Genomic DNA, 15,009 nt, shown 5'->3' with positions numbered 1-15,009 from the left:
CGCGCAGACGCACGGTCCCGTACGCCGCTCCCCCCCCGTGGAGCGGCGTACGGGACCGTGCGGGTGGCGGCTCAGGCCGTCCGGCGGCGCAGCACCGTGTAGGCGGCGACGATGGCCAGTGCGGTCGCGGCGAGGACGACGCCGGTGGCCGCCAGGTGCAGGGACCAGGCTCCGGACAGCGTGCCGCGCCACGGCTTCCACAGCTCGCCCACACAGGTCCGCACCCCCAGGGTCGCGGCGAGGGCCGCGCCCAGCGCGGGCAGGGTGCGGCGCAGGGCCAGTCCGGCCAGGACGCCGACGGCCAGGGCGAACAGCACCAGTGCGGGCAGCAGCGGGCCGCGCGGGACGAAGACGCGGTCCCAGGTCCAGTTGGTGATCAGGACGTCCCGGTCGGCGGACCAGACCCGGCCGAAGGTCACGGCGAGGAGCGTGCCGCCGGCCAGCAGCGGCACGGCGGCCGTCGTGAGCCGCGCGGTGAGCCAGCGGACCGGGGAGACGGCCTGGGTCCAGACGAGCCCCGCCGTGCCGGACTCCAGCTCGCGGCCGATCAGCGCGCCCCCCGCCCAGGCGGCCACCGCGCAGGGAGCGTAGGTGAGGGCCTCGCCGAGGAAGTTCATGATGTTGGTGACGTCGGTGAACGCGGTGTAGCCGCACCAGCCCCCGGGCCGCCGGCAGGACCGGTCCCTGGGCGCCCCGGAGAAGTGCACCCAGAGCAGTGCGCCGGTGACGAGGACGACGAAGGCGGCCCAGGTCAGCAGCGCCGGACGGTGCAGCCGCCGTACCGTGCGGCCGGCGGCCGGGCGGGCGTGGGCGAGGGCGGTCATACGGCGGCTCCCGCGGGGGCCGGGGCCGACGGGGCTCCGGTGGCCGCCGCCGCGGCCGTGCGCAGCGTCCCGGTCAGCCGGCGCAGTGCCAGGAAGGAGCCGAGCGCCAGCAGCCCGGCGACGGCGAGGATCAGCGCGCTGGTGGTGAGCTGGAGCGGCCAGAAGTGGGAGTAGGGGTGGTAGCTGTCCCAGTGGCCGACGAAGTCGGCGTAGACGGCCCGGCAGTCGGTGCCGCAGTCGGGGACCGGCACGCGGGCGCCGGACCGGGTCACCATGCCCTCGTCGACGTGGAGCCCCGAGCCTCCGGCGCCCTGGTTCATCGGGGAGACGGAGGTGACCACGGGCCACAGGCGCGGCAGGGCCAGCTCGGCCGCGCCGCGCAGGGCGCCGGTGACCACCGTGGCGACGACGAGTGCGGGCAGCGTACGGCGCAGCAGCAGGCCCGCGAGCGTGCCGGCCGCGAGCCCGGCGAGGGCCAGGGCGAGGAGGGTGGGGCCGCCCGCGTGGAAGGTGAAGCGGTCGTACCAGTCCTTGGCGGTGTCGATCCGGCCCCGGCCGGCCGTCCAGGCGAGGCGGTGCAGCAGGCAGAGCAGGCCGGTCCCCGCGGCGATCACGAGGGCCGGGACCACCAGCCGGACCGTCAGCCAGCGGGCCGGGGAGGTGCTCTGGGTCCAGGCCAGCCGGGCCGTGCCCGACTCCAGCTCGCGGCCGACGAGCGCGGCGCCCGCCCAGGCGGCCACGAGGAAGGGCAGCGCGTTCAGGGCGAGGGTGGCGTAGTCGTAGACCTCCTTGTAGCGCAGGATCGCGTCCTGGTCGTACGAGCAGGACGCCGTGCCGGCGCAGGCGTCGTACTGCCGCCAGCCCTCGGCCGCCGCATCGGCGAGCGGGCCGCGCAGGGCGAGCAGCGATGCGGTCAGGGCGAGCACCAGGCCGGCCCAGCCGTACAGCGCGGGCCGGTGCAGGCGCAGCACCCAGCGGGCCGTGCTCGGTTTCCCGGCGTGCCGGCGCGGCGCGCCCGGGCCGGTCGGGGCGGCGGTCATGCGGCGTGCTCCTCGGTCGGGGCCGGTGCGGCGGTGAGGGCGGGGGCCGCGGGGTTGCGCAGGTGGGCGAGGACCAGTTCCTCCAGCGAGGGCGCCGAGGTGCGCCAGCCGGCCGGGAGCGGCCCGGCCGGGCGGATCAGCGCGCTGATCTGGCGTCCGGTGACCCGGGACTCGACCACGGTGTGGGTGTCGAGGCCGGTGGCGTCGGCGGCGCCGGTCACTCGCAGGTGGGCGGCGAGCAGGTCGTCGATCTCCCCGGACAGCCGTATCCGGCCGCCGCCGACCAGCAGGAGGTGGTCGCAGGAGTCCTCGAGTTCGGCGACGACGTGCGAGGACATGGCGATCGTGGTGCCCCACTGGGCGGCTTCCGACATCAGCGTGCCCATCAGCTGGTGCCGGGCCAGCGGGTCGAGGTCGGCCATCGGCTCGTCCAGGAGCAGCAGCGCGGGCCGCTTGCCGAGGGCCAGGGCGAGCGCGACGCGGGTGCGCTGGCCGCCGGAGAGGGAGCGGACGCGGGCCTTCGGGTCCAGGTCGCCGTCCGCGACGATCCGTTCGGCGACGGCCGCGTCCCAGTGCGCCGGGTTGAGGTCGGCGCCCATACGCAGGGTCTCGGCGATGGTGAGCTGCGGGTAGAGCGGCTTGTCCTGGGCGACGTAGCCGACCCGGGGCCGGGCGGCGGCCGGGCTGGTGCCGAGCACCCGCAGCCGGCCCTCGGTGGGCGGGAGCAGCCCGGCGGCGAGGGCGAGCAGCGTCGACTTGCCGGCGCCGTTGGGCCCGACGACGGCGCACACCCGCCCCGCGGGCAGCCGGAAGGCGCAGTCGCGCAGCGCCCAGCCTCCCCGGCGTCCGAAGCTCCTGCCGAGGCCGGTGGCCTCGATCGCCGTGACGCTCATGAAGGTTCTCCCTGGAGGTGCTGTCCGGTCGCGCGGGCCGGTGCCGACGGTGAGTGCGGGGCGGGCCCGGTGAAGTGCTGGTCGAGTACGGCGGTGAAGAGGGCGGCCACGTCGTCCCGGTCCAGGCCGGCCTCGGCGGCCCTCGCCGCCCACGCCTCGAGTTCGGCGCGCAGGGGGGTGTCGGCCGGGGCGGTGCTCAGCGACCGTCGTACGAAGGTGCCGAGCCCGCGCCGGGCCTCGACCAGGCCGTCCCGTTCCAGTTCGCGGTAGGCCTTGAGGACGGTGTTGGGGTTGATGGCGGTGGCCTCGACGACCTCGCGGGCCGTCGGGAGCTTGTCGCCGGGCTGCAGGACGCCGAGGCGGAGCGCCTGTTTGGTCTGCTGGACGATCTGGATGTAAGTGGCTACCCCGCTGTGCCGGTCGATGCGGTACTCGACCACGCCTAGAACCACCCTTTCACTAATTGAGTAGTGAAAGGGTGGTGCAAGAGAGGGGTGGTCGTCAAGACGGCCACCCCTTGCCTCCCGTTACGCCCCTGTATGTCAGGTCTCGGTGCGGTACATCAGGTCGGTCTCGTGGACCGTGAAGCCCAGCCGCTCGTACACCGTCACCGCCGCCGTGTTGTCGGCGTCGACGTAGAGCATCGCGGTCGGCAGGCCCTGCCGGGCCAGGTGGCGCAGGCCGACGGTGGTGAGGGCCTTGCCGAGCCCGCCGCCCTGCTCGCCGGGCCGCACTCCGAGGACGTACACCTCGCCCAGGCCCTCCTCGGCGTGCTCCTTGGTCCAGTGGAAGCCGATCAGCTCTCCGCGGCGCTCGGCGAGGAAGAAGCCGGCCGGGTCGAACCACGCCTGCGCCTTGCGGTCGTCGAGGTCACGCTGGGTCAGGGAGCCCTGCTCGGGGTGGTGGGCGAACGCGGCGGCGTTGACCGCGAGCCAGGCCGTGTCGTCCTTGCCGGGCACGAAGGGGCGCACGGTCACGCCCTCGGGCAGCCGCGGGTCGGGCAGCTCCAGATCGGTCAACGACCTCCGCATCTGCCGCAGTTCGCGGAACAGGGTCAGGCCGAGCACCTGGGCCAGGTGGCGGGCGGCGGAGTGCCCGCCGTGCGCCCACACCCGCAGCCGCTTGCCGGAGGCGGCGAGCAGCGCCGCGCCCAGCGCCCGCCCGTGCCCGTGCCCGCGCTGCGAGGGGTGGACGACCAGTTCGGCGGCCGGCGCCTCCACCGGGTCGGTGTCCTCGAGCTGGGCGTAACCGACGAGTTCGCCGTCGATGGTCAGCAGCAGGTGCGAGACGCCCGGGCGGGCGCCCCCGCGCAGCTGCAGCCGACCCTGCTCGGACACCGGCTGCTGGCCGTCGACCCGGGCGGCCTCGGCGAGCACGGTGAGCACGGCCTCGGCCTGCTCGGGGGTGAGCGCGGAGTAGGTCTCGATGGAGCGGGAGGGGAAGGCCCGTACGGTGTCGTCGCTGCTCATGCGTACGAGGGTACGGGGCGGACGGGGTGAAGTCCCGGCACCCCAGCCGGTAAGGAAATCGGCGAAGGGAAACCAGGATGTAACCATGAACCCCCTGTCGCGCTACGCGCGTTGACCTTAGGCTGCGCTGCCGGTCCACTCATCGCAGCCGACCCACAGGGGGGTCCCATGTCAGCCGCACCCCGGCGCACCGGACGACGCACGTACGCCTTCCTCGCGACGACCGCCGCTCTTGCCACGGCCGCCGCACTGACCGCGGCGCTGCCCGCCCAGGCACACGCCGGCAAGGGCGGCCACGGGCACGGCCGCCCCAGTCGCTACCAGGACGTCCAGCTCCTCTCCTTCAACGATCTGCACGGCAACCTCGAGCCTCCGGCCGGCTCCTCCGGCCGGGTCACCGAACTCCAGCCCGACGGCACGACGAAGACGATCGACGCGGGCGGCGCCGAGTACCTCGCCACGCATCTGCGCCAGGCCCGCCGGGGCCACCCGTACTCGGTCACCGCGGCCGGCGGTGACATGGTCGGCGCCTCGCCGCTGCTGTCGGGCCTGTTCCACGACGAGCCCACCATCGAGGCGCTCAACAAGCTGAAGCTGGACGTCACCTCGGTCGGCAACCACGAGTTCGACGAGGGGGCGAGGGAGCTGGGCCGCCTGCAGAACGGTGGCTGCCACCCGACCGACGGCTGCTACACGGAGAAGAAGTTCAAGGGCGCGAACTTCCCCTACCTGGCCGCGAACGTCCTGAACGAGAAGACGCGGAAGCCGATCCTCAGGCCCTACTGGGTCTGGCAGAAGAAGGACGTCAAGATCGGCTTCATCGGCGTCACCCTGGAGGGCACCCCGGGCATCGTCTCCGCCGACGGCGTCAAGGGCCTGGCCTTCAAGGACGAGGTCGAGACGATCAACAAGTACGCCAAGGTGCTGCAGCGCCAGGGCGTGCAGTCGATCGTGGCCCTGATCCACGAGGGCGGCTTCCCGGCCTCGGGTTCCTACAACTACGACTGCGACTCCCCGGGCGCCGGCGCCGGCGTCTCCGGGCCGATCGTGGACATCGCGAAGAACGTGACCCCGGCGGTGGACGCCCTGGTCACCGGCCACACCCACAACGCGTACGTCTGCACGGTGCCGGACCCCTCCGGCCGGCCCCGCATGGTCACGTCCGCGGCCTCCTTCGGCCGCCTCTACACCGACACCACGCTCACCTACGACCGGCGCACCGGTGACATCGCGCGTACGGCGGTGAGGTCGGCGAACCGCGTGGTCACCCGGGACGTGCCCAGGGCACCGGACATGACCGACCTGATCACCCGGTGGAACACGCTGGCCGCGCCGATCGGCAACCGTCCCATCGGCTACATCTCCGCCGACGTCGACAACACCGGCACCGAGTCCCCGATGGGTGACCTGATCGCCGACGCGCAGCTCGCCCACGGCAAGCAGCTGGACCCGAGGACCAGCCTCGCGCTGATGAACCCGGGCGGCGTGCGGGCCGGCCTGAGCTACGCGGCCAAGGGCGCCGAGGGCGACGGAGTGGTCACCTACGCCGAGGGCTTCACGGTCCAGCCCTTCGCCAACACCGTGAACCTCCAGGACTTCACCGGCGCCCAGCTGATCCAGGTGCTCAAGGAGCAGGTGAGCGGGGCCAACGCGGCGGCCCCGAAGATCCTCCAGCCGTCCGCCGGGCTGACCTACACCCTGGACCTGACCAGGTCCGGCGCGGACCGTGTGGTCACCGACTCCGTCCGCCTGAACGGCGCCCCGATCGACCCGGCGGCCACCTACCGCGTCGCCACCAACAGTTTCCTCGCGGGCGGCGGCGACGGCTTCCCGACGCTGGGCCAGGGCACGAACGACCTGGTCGGCTCGGACGACCTGGCGGCCCTGGGCGCGTACCTGACGGCGAACTCCTCGGCCACGAACCCGATCACCCCGCCGAAGGCCGACCGGATCACGATCACGCGGTAGCTCCTGTGTGGCACCCCTGCCCTCGCTCGCCGCCGGCCCGGTGACCGGCCGCGTGCCGGGGAGGGGGCCTCGTGACGCCGGCCGTCGTCGCGGTCCTGGTCGCGGGGACGGTCTGTGCGGTCGCCGCGGACGGGTTGCCGGACGGGTCCCGAAACGCCCCCCCGGGGGTCCCCCTCGGGGGGCGTTTCACGTGGAACCGCGGGCCGGATCGAAACCGGACCTCGGGCCGGCCCTGCTCGGGACGCGTCCGGGCCTCGGGCCTGCCCGCCCACGCCTCGTCCGGACCGCGGGCCGGCTCAGCCGGCCGGCATCTCCGGTGGGGGTGTCGGTGCGCCGGGCAGCCGTACCGTCGCCACCGTGCCGCCGCTCCCGGCGGGGGTCAGGGTGACCGCGCCGCCCGCCCGCTGGACGGTGCGGGCCACGATGGACAGGCCGAGGCCCGAGCCGGGCAGCGCGCGTGCGCTGGGTGAGCGCCAGAACCGGTCGAAGACGTACGGGAGTTCCTCCTCGGGGATGCCGGGGCCGTGGTCGCGCACCGTGAGCACACCGCCGCTCAGCCGCACGTCGACCGTGCCGCCCTCGGGGCTGAACTTCACCGCGTTGTCCAGGACGTTGACGATCGCCCGCTCCAGCGCGGACGGCTCCGCCCGGACGAACCACGGCTCCAGGTCCGCCGTGATGGTCAGTTCCGGCCCGCGCAGCCGCGCCCGGCGCATGGCCGTCTCGACGGTGTCCCGCAGCGCCACCACCTGGACCCGCTCACCCCGCTGCCCCTCCGAGCGGGACAGCTCCTGCAGGTCGCCGATCAGTGAGGCCAGCTCGGTCATCTGCGCCTTCACCGAGGCCAGCAGCGCCTTGCGGTCCGCCGCGGGCAGCGGACGGCCCGTCTCCTCGCTGCGGGTGAGCAGTTCGATGTTGGTACGGAGCGAGGTGAGCGGGGTGCGCAGCTCGTGCCCCGCGTCCGCGATCAGCTGCTGCTGCAGGTCGCGGGAGCTGGCCAGGGAAGCGGTCATCGAGTTGAAGGACCGGGACAGCCGGGCGATCTCGTCCTCGCTGTCGTCCTCCACGGGGATGCGGATGCCCAGGTCCTCGGTGCGTGCCACATGCTCCACCGCGTCCGTGAGCTTGTCGACGGGGCGCAGCCCCGCGCGGGCCACCGCGAGCCCCGCCGCGCCGGCGCCGACCACGCCGATGCCGGAGACCAGCAGCAGGATGAGGGCGAGGTCCTTGAGGGTGTCGTGCGTGGCCTTCAGCGGTATGGCGACCTGCAGCGCCGTGTCCGGGTAGAGCTCGGGTCGGCCGTTCGGGCTGCTGATCGTCAGGGGCTGGGTCAGCACCCGCACGGGGGCGCCGTCGGAGTCCACGCCCTCGCGCTCGACGCTGGTGATCGTCCCGGTGCTCTGGTTGGCCCTGGCGATGACGTCCAGGTCGCCGGGCACGGTCTTCACCCGGCCCGCCGAGTCGGCGGACACGCACGCGGTGCCGTCCCGGCGGACGAGCTGGAGGTAGTAGTAGGTGCCGTGGGTGCGCAGTCCGTTGGGACTGGTCCCGGTGGGCTGCTGCGGGCACGTGGCGAGCACGGACTCCGCGTTCCCCAGCCGCTGGGGCTGAGCGGTCTTCCGCAGGTCCTTGTCGACCTGCTCGAACAGCTTGCGCTCCACGATGAACCAGCAGGTGAGCGACACCGCCGCCACCGCGAAGGCCACCGCCGCCGCCACCAGCACGGCGAGGCGGGCCCGGATGGGCAGCGCCCGGTACCGGCGCACCAGCTTCCTCACTCCGCGCCGCCCTGGCGCAGGACGTACCCCACGCCCCGCACCGTGTGGACGAGACGCGGCTCGCCGCCGGCCTCCGTCTTGCGGCGCAGGTACATGACGTAGACGTCGAGGGAGTTGGAGGAGGGCTCGAAGTCGAAGCCCCAGACGGCCTTCAGGATCTGCTCGCGGGTGAGGACCTGGCGCGGATGTGCCATGAACATCTCCAGGAGCGTGAACTCGGTGCGGGTCAGCTCCACCTGCCGTCCGCCGCGCGTCACCTCGCGGGTCGCGAGGTCCATGCGCAGATCGGCGAAGGTGAGGGCCTCGTCCTCCTGGGTCTCGGCCGACCCGGCGACCGCGTAGGAGCTGCGGCGCAGCAGCGCGCGGACACGGGCGAAGAGCTCGTCCAGTTCGAAGGGCTTGACCAGGTAGTCGTCGGCTCCGGCGTCCAGACCCGTCACCCGGTCGCCGACCGTGTCGCGGGCGGTGAGCATGAGGATCGGGGTGGTGTCCCCCGCTCCGCGGATGCGGCGCGCCGCGGTCAGGCCGTCCATGCGCGGCATCTGGATGTCCAGGACGACCAGGTCCGGCTGGTAGGCCGTGGCCTTCTCGAGGGCGTCCGCGCCGTCGACGGCCACCTCCGTGCCGTACCCCTCGAAGGCGAGGCTGCGCTGCAGGGCCTCGCGTACGGCCGGTTCGTCGTCGACGATCAGGATGCGCTGGGTGTCACGGTCGCCTTCGGCGGGGCTCATCGCTCGCGATTCCTCGGGGTGCGGTGGGACGTGTGGTCGGGTCCTTCCTCAGCCTCGCACGTCGCCGGGCCGGGAAGCGGCAGACCGGGCTCAGACCCCGAGCGCGGTCAGGCTGCGCATCGTGTTCAGGCGCTTCAGCGGCACCTTGCGGCGGTGCGGGCGGGCGGCGGAGGTGCGCAGTCCCATCATTTCGGGGACCGGGGTCCGTGCCACCTCGGGGGCCCGGGGGGCCGGGATGTGCCGGTGCAGTTCGGAGGCGATCGAGACGGCCAGGTTGATGTCGGCGGGACCGCGGCCGGTGCTCTGGTGCGGGATCTTCTTGATCATGGCGTACTCCCTGCTGCCGTTGGACGGATACCGCTGGACTGGTGCAGAGGCTGCTGTGGTTGCGGGGGTGGTGCTAACTCCCCGAGCCGGCCCGCAGCTTGGCCAGGTCGGACTTGACGGTGTCGATGGGGATGGCGAAGCCGAGGCCGATGCTGCCCGCGTCCGAGGACGAGGAGGCCTGCGAACTCGACGAGTACATCGCGGAGTTGATGCCGACGACGTTGCCGTTCGCGTCGATCAGCGCACCACCGGAGTTGCCGGGGTTGAGGGAGGCGTCCGTCTGGATCGCCTTGTAGGTCGTGGTGGACGAACCGGTGTCGCCGTTGAAGTCACGGCCGCCGAACTGGAACGGCCACTGCCCGTCGCCGCCCTGGTCCTGGCCCTGGTTCTCGTCCGTGGAGACGGTGACGTCCCGGTCGAGGGCGGAGACGATGCCGCTGGTGACGGTGCCGGTCAGGCCCTCGGGAGAGCCGATCGCGACGACCGAGTCACCCACCTGGACGCTGCCGGAGTCGCCGAGGTGCGCCGCCTTCAGACCCGAGGCGCCCTTGACCTTGATCAGCGCCAGGTCCTTGGAGCTGTCGGTGCCGACGACCTCGGCGGCGTAGCTCTTGCCGTCGCTGGTGCGCACCTTGATCGAGGTGGCTCCGGAGACGACGTGGTTGTTGGTGACGATCTCCCCGCCGGAGGTGATGATCACACCGGAGCCGGTGGAGGAGCCGTTGCCCAGGGTCGCGTTGACCTCCACGACGCTCGGGCCGGCCGCGGACGCGATCGCGGCGACGTCGCCCTTCTTGCCGGTGGGCACCACGCTGGTGGTGGTGCCGGCGGAGGCGGTCGCGTCCTTGCCCGCCAGCTCCTGGAAGCCGTACGCGGTGCCGCCGCCGACCGCCGCGGCGACGATCGCGACCGCCGCCAGCAGGCCGACCGGACCCCGGGTCCGCTTCTGCTTCGGCGCGGGAGCCGGGGCGGCCGCCGGCAGGGGCTCGTACGGCGGCGGAGGGGGCCACTCGGGGTTCACGGGAGCGGCGGGAGCGGAAGGAGCGGAGTAGCCGTGCTGCGGGGCGTACCCGCCCTGCTGTGCGTACGTGCCCGGGTGGGCGTCACCCTGCGGGGTCCCGTACTCGTACTCGCCGCTGCGGCGGAGGCTCTCGGTCATGACTGAAGAGTCCCCCGCCACGATGAGAGCTCTCTGAGTGCTCGCTGAGAAGCCCGGCAGAACCTCGTTTGCCCGAAATGAAGGAACCGGCCGGCTGGGGTCAGCCCGTGCAGCCGCAGGACGTGCGCACCACCAGCCGGGACGGGAACGTCTTCAGCCGCTCGCGCCGGGACCCGGCGATCCGCAGTCCGTCGTCCAGGACGAGATCGACCGCCGACCGGGCCATGGCCGAGCGGTCCGAGGCGACCGTGGTCAGCGGCGGGTCGGCGAGCGCGGCCTCCTTGATGTCGTCGAAGCCCGCCACCGCGAGCTCGCCGGGCACATCGATGCGCAGCTCGCGCGCCGCCCGGAGCAGGCCGATCGCCTGGTCGTCGGTGGAGCAGAAGACCGCCGGCGGCCGGTTCGGGCCGGACAGCACGTCCAGGGCCACGCGGTAGGCGTCGTAGCGGTTGTACGGCGCCTCGAACAGCCGGCCCTCGGTGGACAGGCCCGCCTCGTCCATGGCCCGCTTCCAGCCCTCGACGTGGTCGGAGACCGGGTCGCCCACGGCCGGCGTGTCGGCCGTACCGCCCATACAGGCCACGTATTCGTACCCGTGTTCCAGCAGGTGGCGCACGGCGAGCTGGGCGCCACCGAGGTCGTCCGTCACCACGGCGACGTCGTCGATGGCCTCCGGGCGCTCGTGCAGCAGCACCACCCGGGCGTCCCAGGCGTCGATCTCGGCGGCGGCGAGATCGTTCAACGCGTGGGACACGAGGATCAGGCCCGAGACGCGCATGCCGAGGAAGGCGCGCAGATAGTGGACCTCGCGCTCGCCGATGTAGTCGGTGTTGCCGACGAGGACCATTTTTCCGCGCTCGGAGGCGGCCTGCTCGACCGCGTGCGCCATCTCGCCGAAGAAGGGCTGGCGGGCGTCCGGGATGATCAGCCCTATCAGGTCCGTGCGCCGCGAGGCCATGGCCTGGGCGACCCGGTCGGGCCGGTACCCCAGTTCCTTGATCGCGGCGAGAACACGCTCGCGCGTTGCCGGGGCGACCGGCCGGGGTCCGTTGTTGATGACATAGCTGACGACGGCGGTCGAGGTACCCGCCAGTCGTGCCACGTCATCCCGAGTCACCTTGGCCACGCGCGGAGTCTACGCGGATTGACCCGCTCCGGGCAGGGCGTATCGGTGCCGGGATGTGCGGAAGCAATGCCCAGGCCGGAGGGTCTTCATGCCCGGCCGCGGGGATCTACGCGTCCGCGTGGAGTTCCGCACCGTCCGGGACGGCGGATGTGTCCGCCTCCTCCGTCTTTGCCCGGTCCGCCTTCGTCTTGGTCTCGTCGGTCTTGCGCTCGCCCTTCTCGGGCGTAACGAATCGATAACCGACGTTACGGACAGTGCCGATCAGCGACTCGTGCTCGGGGCCGAGCTTGGCGCGCAGCCGCCGTACGTGCACGTCCACCGTGCGGGTGCCGCCGAAGTAGTCGTAACCCCACACCTCCTGCAGCAGCTGGGCCCGGGTGAACACCCGTCCCGGATGCTGGGCGAGGTATTTCAGCAGCTCGAACTCCTTGAAGGTGAGATCGAGGACCCGCCCCTTGAGCTTCGCGGAGTAGGTCGCCTCGTCCACCGAGAGATCGCCGTTGCGGATCTCCATGGGGGAGTCGTCGTTGACGATCTGCTGGCGGCCCATGGCGAGCCGCAGCCGCGCCTCCACCTCCGCGGGGCCGGCCGTGTCGAGCAGAACGTCGTCGATGCCCCAGTCGGCGGTGACGGCGGCGAGGCCGCCCTCGGTGACGACGAGGACGAGCGGGCAGCCGGGGCCGGTGGACCGCAGCAGCTGGCACAGGCTGCGCACCTGCGGCAGGTCGCGGCGGCCGTCGACGAGGATCACGTCGGCGCCGGGGGTGTCGACGAGGGCGGGTCCCTCGGCCGGGGCGACCCGCACGTTGTGCAGCAGCAGGCCGAGGGCGGGGAGCACCTCCGTCGACGGCTGGAGGGCGTTGGTCAGGAGCAGCAGAGAACTCATACGTCTGGTTCCTCCTCGGTCCCTGCGAGGACGTGTGCGGTGCGGCACTGCTCTGCGTTCCCGAAGGCCCCGTACACCGCGGCACCTGAGGTTCGCCGCTTCGTATACAACGCTTCCGAAAGCACAAAAGGACCCGGGGGCTACGCTGCCCGAGTCCTCTGCCCAGCAGAATAGCCCACATGAGCAACCGTCCGCCGGGTCACGGGCCACGTTCCACCGATCGTCCGAATCCCGAGACGAGCAGATGCGGCCCTGTCCGGACGTTTCTGTACACCGCGGACGGAATCCCGATCGATTCCGTATACGTTCCCGGCGCCCGGGTGGACGAACCGCTGCCGGAAACCTCCCGGGCGGCCCGACGTGACCTCGTGTTCGTCGTCGCCACCGGTTTCACGGGAGACGTGGACCGCCCGCACGTACGAAGGGTGGCGGGCGTCCTGCGGGCTTACGGCGCGGTCGTCACGTTCTCCTTCCGCGGCCACGGACGCTCCGGGGGCCGCTCCACGGTCGGCGACAAGGAGGTGCTGGACCTCGCCGCCGCCGTGGAGTGGGCCCGCGGCCTCGGGCACGAGCGTGTGGTGACCGTCGGCTTCTCGATGGGCGGCTCGGTGGTGCTGCGGCACGCGGCCCTCGAACCCGGTTCGGTGGACGCGGTGGCCTCCGTCAGCGCCCCCGCCCGCTGGTACTACCGGGGCACCGCCCCCATGCGCCGCCTGCACTGGCTGGTCACCCGCCCCGCGGGCCGCGTGGTGGGCCGCTACGGCCTGCGCACGCGCATCCACCACCGCGAGTGGGATCCGGTGCCGCTCTCCCCGGCGGAGGCGGTTCCGAGGATCGCGCCGACGCCGCTGCTGATCGTGCACGGCGACCGCGACGGCTATTTCCCCCTCGATCACCCCCGCATGCTCGCCGAGGCCGCCGGTGACCACGGCGAACTCTGGCTGGAGCCGGGCATGGGCCACGCGGAGAACGCGGCGGACGACGCCCTGCTGGCCCGGATCGGGGACTGGGCGGCGGCCGTGGCGGGCTAGCCTGACACCATCTGTCTTTTGTCCCTGTCTTTTCCTGCCGTCGATTGAGGAATCAGATGCCCAAGGTCACGGTGCGCTTCTGGGCCGCCGCCAAGGCCGCGGCCGGGGTCGCCGAGGAGCCGTACGACGCCGACACGCTCGCCGGCGCGCTGGCCGCCGTGCGTGCGGAACACCCCGGTGAACTCACCCGCGTGCTGCAGCGATGCTCCTTCCTCGTCGACGGCGACCCCGTCGGGACCCGCGCGCATGAGACGGTACGGCTGGCCGACGGCGGCACGGTCGAGGTGCTCCCGCCGTTCGCAGGAGGGTGAGGCGATGAGCGACCAGCCGTATCAGGGCGGCCCGTACGAGGGCCACGACCCGTACCAGCAGCAGGGGCAGGACCAGCAGCACCAGCAGCAGGCGTGGCCCGGTCACGAGCAGTACGGCCGGCAGTCCGGTTACGACCCGCAGCTCACCCAGCAGTGGCAGGGGCAGACCTGGGAGACGCAGACCCACGCGCCGGTGCGGGACGCGGAGACGCCGTACCCGCCGCCCGGCCAGGAGCGGCAGCAGCCGTACCAGCAGCAGGCCCACCCGCAGCAGGAACAGCAGCAGCCGTATCAGCACCAGGCGTACCAGCAGCGGGAGCAGCAGGCTTACCCGCAGCAGCAGTACGAGCAGCCCCTCCAGCACCAGAACCAGAGCCAGCACCAGTACCAGCACCAGCCGTATCAGGGGTACCAGCCGCCTGAGCAGCACCGGCAGGCCGACCCGTTCGCCCAGACGTACGCACCCCAGGCACCCCAGCCGCAGCCGGAGTCGCACGCCGCACCGGAACCGGCGTCCGCACCGGCGGGGTTGTCCGCACCGGCGTCCGCCTCCGCACCGGAGCCGGCTTCCGCCACGTCGGAGTCCCAGCCGGCCTACGGTCCCGCGACGCTCGCCGGGAACACCCGGATCACCGACGCCCAGCGGGCCCGCCTGGAGGGCCGCTCCCCGGTCATCGAGCCCGGCATGCAGCCGGCGGCGCTCACCGCGCTGCTGGGCCTGCTGCTGGCGGCCGCGGCCCCCGTCGGCTCCTACGCCGTGCTCGTCCCGCTGGTGCTGCTCCAGGCGGTGACGGCGGCGGGCTGGTTCCGGCTGAACGGCATGTGGCCGGCCCGGCAGGGCATCGCGCTCGCCTTCGCGGGCGGACTCGCCGCCGACGCGGCGGTGCTGGTCGCGGGCCGCGACCACGCGCCCGCGGCGATCCTCGGTCCGCTCGGCGTCTGGGTCCTGCTCTCCCTGGTCCTGCAGCTGCGCTCGCACGCCTCGCCGGACGAGCGGATGTACGGCCTGATGGCGACGGTCGTCTCCGCGTCCCTCGCGATCCTCGCGACCGGCTACCTCGGCGCCGACCCGCACGCCGTCTCGGTGGGCGCGGCGGCGGTGGCGGTGGCCGTCCTGGCGAGGGCGCTGCCGCTGCCGGCACCGGCCTCGGTGGTGGTCGCGCTGCTGGCCGCCGCCGGCGCGGGGGTGGCCGTGGGCGGTATGACCGGCTTCGGCACGAAGGGGGCCGTCCTGGGTGCCGGGGCAGCCGTCTGCGCCCTGATCGGCCACCGGGTCGCGAGCTACGACTACCCGTCCCGCTTCGTCCACTTCACGGCAGGTGTCGCCCTGCCCCTGTCGGCGGCGGCGCCGGCCGTGTGGGCGCTCGGACGCGCGCTGGGCTAGCGGCAGGCTCGGGAGGCACCCGCCCGTGTGCCGCACGGGCGGGCCGGCCGAAGGAATCCCTCCTCCCGGCAGGCCTTCCCGT

15 protein-coding genes are annotated in these 15,009 nt (G+C 73.1%); 4 read left to right on the top strand and 11 right to left on the bottom strand.

What is annotated here, in order from left to right:
• Positions 1 to 71: 71 nt before the first annotated feature.
• The 5 genes from ACGFT2_RS11640 to mshD form a co-directional block, all read right to left on the bottom strand.
• Positions 72 to 824: a hypothetical protein gene (locus ACGFT2_RS11640; RefSeq protein WP_393276199.1), complete on the bottom strand. Its 753-nt coding sequence runs from the start codon at positions 822 to 824 to the stop codon at positions 72 to 74.
• The gene (locus ACGFT2_RS11635; RefSeq protein ID WP_393276196.1) at positions 821 to 1,864 is read right to left on the bottom strand and encodes an ABC transporter permease; all 1,044 of its coding nucleotides are present in this window, start codon (positions 1,862 to 1,864) and stop codon (positions 821 to 823) included. Before ACGFT2_RS11635 ends, ACGFT2_RS11640 begins: the two co-directional genes overlap by 4 nt.
• The gene (locus ACGFT2_RS11630) at positions 1,861 to 2,757 is read right to left on the bottom strand and encodes an ABC transporter ATP-binding protein (protein ID WP_393276194.1); all 897 of its coding nucleotides are present in this window, start codon (positions 2,755 to 2,757) and stop codon (positions 1,861 to 1,863) included. Before ACGFT2_RS11630 ends, ACGFT2_RS11635 begins: the two co-directional genes overlap by 4 nt.
• Positions 2,754 to 3,197: a GntR family transcriptional regulator gene (locus tag ACGFT2_RS11625; protein WP_393276192.1), complete on the bottom strand. Its 444-nt coding sequence runs from the start codon at positions 3,195 to 3,197 to the stop codon at positions 2,754 to 2,756. The genes ACGFT2_RS11630 and ACGFT2_RS11625 overlap by 4 nt, the downstream gene beginning before the upstream one ends.
• Before the next feature lie 102 nt (positions 3,198 to 3,299).
• Positions 3,300 to 4,226, bottom strand: a complete 927-nt coding sequence (mshD, locus tag ACGFT2_RS11620) for a mycothiol synthase (RefSeq protein WP_393276189.1) — start codon at positions 4,224 to 4,226, stop codon at positions 3,300 to 3,302.
• Positions 4,227 to 4,394: 168 nt separating this feature from the next.
• Between mshD and ACGFT2_RS11615 the strand changes: the two genes are divergently transcribed.
• On the top strand, positions 4,395 to 6,194 hold the full coding sequence (locus ACGFT2_RS11615) for a bifunctional metallophosphatase/5'-nucleotidase (RefSeq protein WP_393276187.1): 1,800 nt from the start codon (positions 4,395 to 4,397) through the stop codon (positions 6,192 to 6,194).
• 296 nt (positions 6,195 to 6,490) lie between these two features.
• Here ACGFT2_RS11615 and ACGFT2_RS11610 read toward each other — a convergent pair whose 3' ends face one another.
• The 6 genes from ACGFT2_RS11610 to ACGFT2_RS11585 all read right to left on the bottom strand — a co-directional run bounded on the left by ACGFT2_RS11610 (position 6,491) and on the right by ACGFT2_RS11585 (position 12,201).
• Positions 6,491 to 7,972: an ATP-binding protein gene (locus ACGFT2_RS11610; protein ID WP_393276184.1), complete on the bottom strand. Its 1,482-nt coding sequence runs from the start codon at positions 7,970 to 7,972 to the stop codon at positions 6,491 to 6,493.
• Positions 7,969 to 8,703, bottom strand: coding sequence for a response regulator transcription factor (locus ACGFT2_RS11605; protein WP_393276181.1), 735 nt, complete (start codon positions 8,701 to 8,703; stop codon positions 7,969 to 7,971). Before ACGFT2_RS11605 ends, ACGFT2_RS11610 begins: the two co-directional genes overlap by 4 nt.
• Positions 8,704 to 8,793: 90 nt before the next feature.
• Positions 8,794 to 9,030 (bottom strand): hypothetical protein, encoded by a 237-nt coding sequence (locus ACGFT2_RS11600; protein ID WP_393276178.1) that lies wholly within the window; start codon positions 9,028 to 9,030, stop codon positions 8,794 to 8,796.
• A 73-nt stretch (positions 9,031 to 9,103) separates the two neighbouring features.
• Positions 9,104 to 10,189 (bottom strand): S1C family serine protease, encoded by a 1,086-nt coding sequence (locus tag ACGFT2_RS11595; protein ID WP_393276176.1) that lies wholly within the window; start codon positions 10,187 to 10,189, stop codon positions 9,104 to 9,106.
• Between the two features lie 100 nt (positions 10,190 to 10,289).
• Entirely contained in the window at positions 10,290 to 11,315 is a 1,026-nt protein-coding gene (locus ACGFT2_RS11590) for a LacI family DNA-binding transcriptional regulator (RefSeq protein ID WP_393276173.1), read from the bottom strand.
• Between the two features lie 106 nt (positions 11,316 to 11,421).
• Positions 11,422 to 12,201 carry a response regulator transcription factor gene (locus tag ACGFT2_RS11585; protein WP_393276170.1) on the bottom strand — a complete coding sequence of 260 codons (780 nt, stop codon included), beginning with the start codon at positions 12,199 to 12,201 and terminating at the stop codon, positions 11,422 to 11,424.
• A 179-nt stretch (positions 12,202 to 12,380) separates the two neighbouring features.
• Here ACGFT2_RS11585 and ACGFT2_RS11580 point away from each other — a divergent pair, with 179 nt between their 5' ends.
• The 3 genes from ACGFT2_RS11580 to ACGFT2_RS11570 are packed head-to-tail and all read left to right on the top strand — an operon-like array spanning position 12,381 to position 14,927.
• Positions 12,381 to 13,232, top strand: coding sequence for an alpha/beta hydrolase (locus tag ACGFT2_RS11580; protein ID WP_393276167.1), 852 nt, complete (start codon positions 12,381 to 12,383; stop codon positions 13,230 to 13,232).
• A 56-nt stretch (positions 13,233 to 13,288) separates the two neighbouring features.
• A complete protein-coding gene (locus ACGFT2_RS11575) occupies positions 13,289 to 13,543 on the top strand; it encodes a MoaD/ThiS family protein (RefSeq protein ID WP_393276164.1) in 255 nt (84 codons plus the stop codon).
• A gap of 4 nt (positions 13,544 to 13,547) precedes the next feature.
• The gene (locus ACGFT2_RS11570; protein WP_393276161.1) at positions 13,548 to 14,927 is read left to right on the top strand and encodes a hypothetical protein; all 1,380 of its coding nucleotides are present in this window, start codon (positions 13,548 to 13,550) and stop codon (positions 14,925 to 14,927) included.
• The last annotated feature ends 82 nt before the right edge of the window (positions 14,928 to 15,009 follow it).

The sequence above is a fragment of the Streptomyces sp. NPDC048514 genome, assembly GCF_043199955.1.
Taxonomy (GTDB): domain Bacteria; phylum Actinomycetota; class Actinomycetes; order Streptomycetales; family Streptomycetaceae; genus Streptomyces.
The sequence above is the reverse complement of the archived record's forward strand: the minus strand, read 5'-3'. Positions and strand labels throughout refer to the sequence as shown.

What these genes read in the sequence shown, in the direction of transcription:
- ACGFT2_RS11640 (WP_393276199.1), bottom strand. Translation starts at nt 824, where the DNA reads ATGACCGCCCTCGCCCACGCCCGCCCGGCCGCCGGCCGCACGGTACGG.
- ACGFT2_RS11635 (WP_393276196.1), bottom strand. Translation starts at nt 1,864, where the DNA reads ATGACCGCCGCCCCGACCGGCCCGGGCGCGCCGCGCCGGCACGCCGGG.
- ACGFT2_RS11630 (WP_393276194.1), bottom strand. Translation starts at nt 2,757, where the DNA reads ATGAGCGTCACGGCGATCGAGGCCACCGGCCTCGGCAGGAGCTTCGGA.
- mshD (WP_393276189.1), bottom strand. Translation starts at nt 4,226, where the DNA reads ATGAGCAGCGACGACACCGTACGGGCCTTCCCCTCCCGCTCCATCGAG.
- ACGFT2_RS11615 (WP_393276187.1), top strand. Translation starts at nt 4,395, where the DNA reads ATGTCAGCCGCACCCCGGCGCACCGGACGACGCACGTACGCCTTCCTC.
- ACGFT2_RS11605 (WP_393276181.1), bottom strand. Translation starts at nt 8,703, where the DNA reads ATGAGCCCCGCCGAAGGCGACCGTGACACCCAGCGCATCCTGATCGTC.
- ACGFT2_RS11600 (WP_393276178.1), bottom strand. Translation starts at nt 9,030, where the DNA reads ATGATCAAGAAGATCCCGCACCAGAGCACCGGCCGCGGTCCCGCCGAC.
- ACGFT2_RS11595 (WP_393276176.1), bottom strand. Translation starts at nt 10,189, where the DNA reads ATGACCGAGAGCCTCCGCCGCAGCGGCGAGTACGAGTACGGGACCCCG.
- ACGFT2_RS11585 (WP_393276170.1), bottom strand. Translation starts at nt 12,201, where the DNA reads ATGAGTTCTCTGCTGCTCCTGACCAACGCCCTCCAGCCGTCGACGGAG.
- ACGFT2_RS11580 (WP_393276167.1), top strand. Translation starts at nt 12,381, where the DNA reads ATGAGCAACCGTCCGCCGGGTCACGGGCCACGTTCCACCGATCGTCCG.
- ACGFT2_RS11575 (WP_393276164.1), top strand. Translation starts at nt 13,289, where the DNA reads ATGCCCAAGGTCACGGTGCGCTTCTGGGCCGCCGCCAAGGCCGCGGCC.
- ACGFT2_RS11570 (WP_393276161.1), top strand. Translation starts at nt 13,548, where the DNA reads ATGAGCGACCAGCCGTATCAGGGCGGCCCGTACGAGGGCCACGACCCG.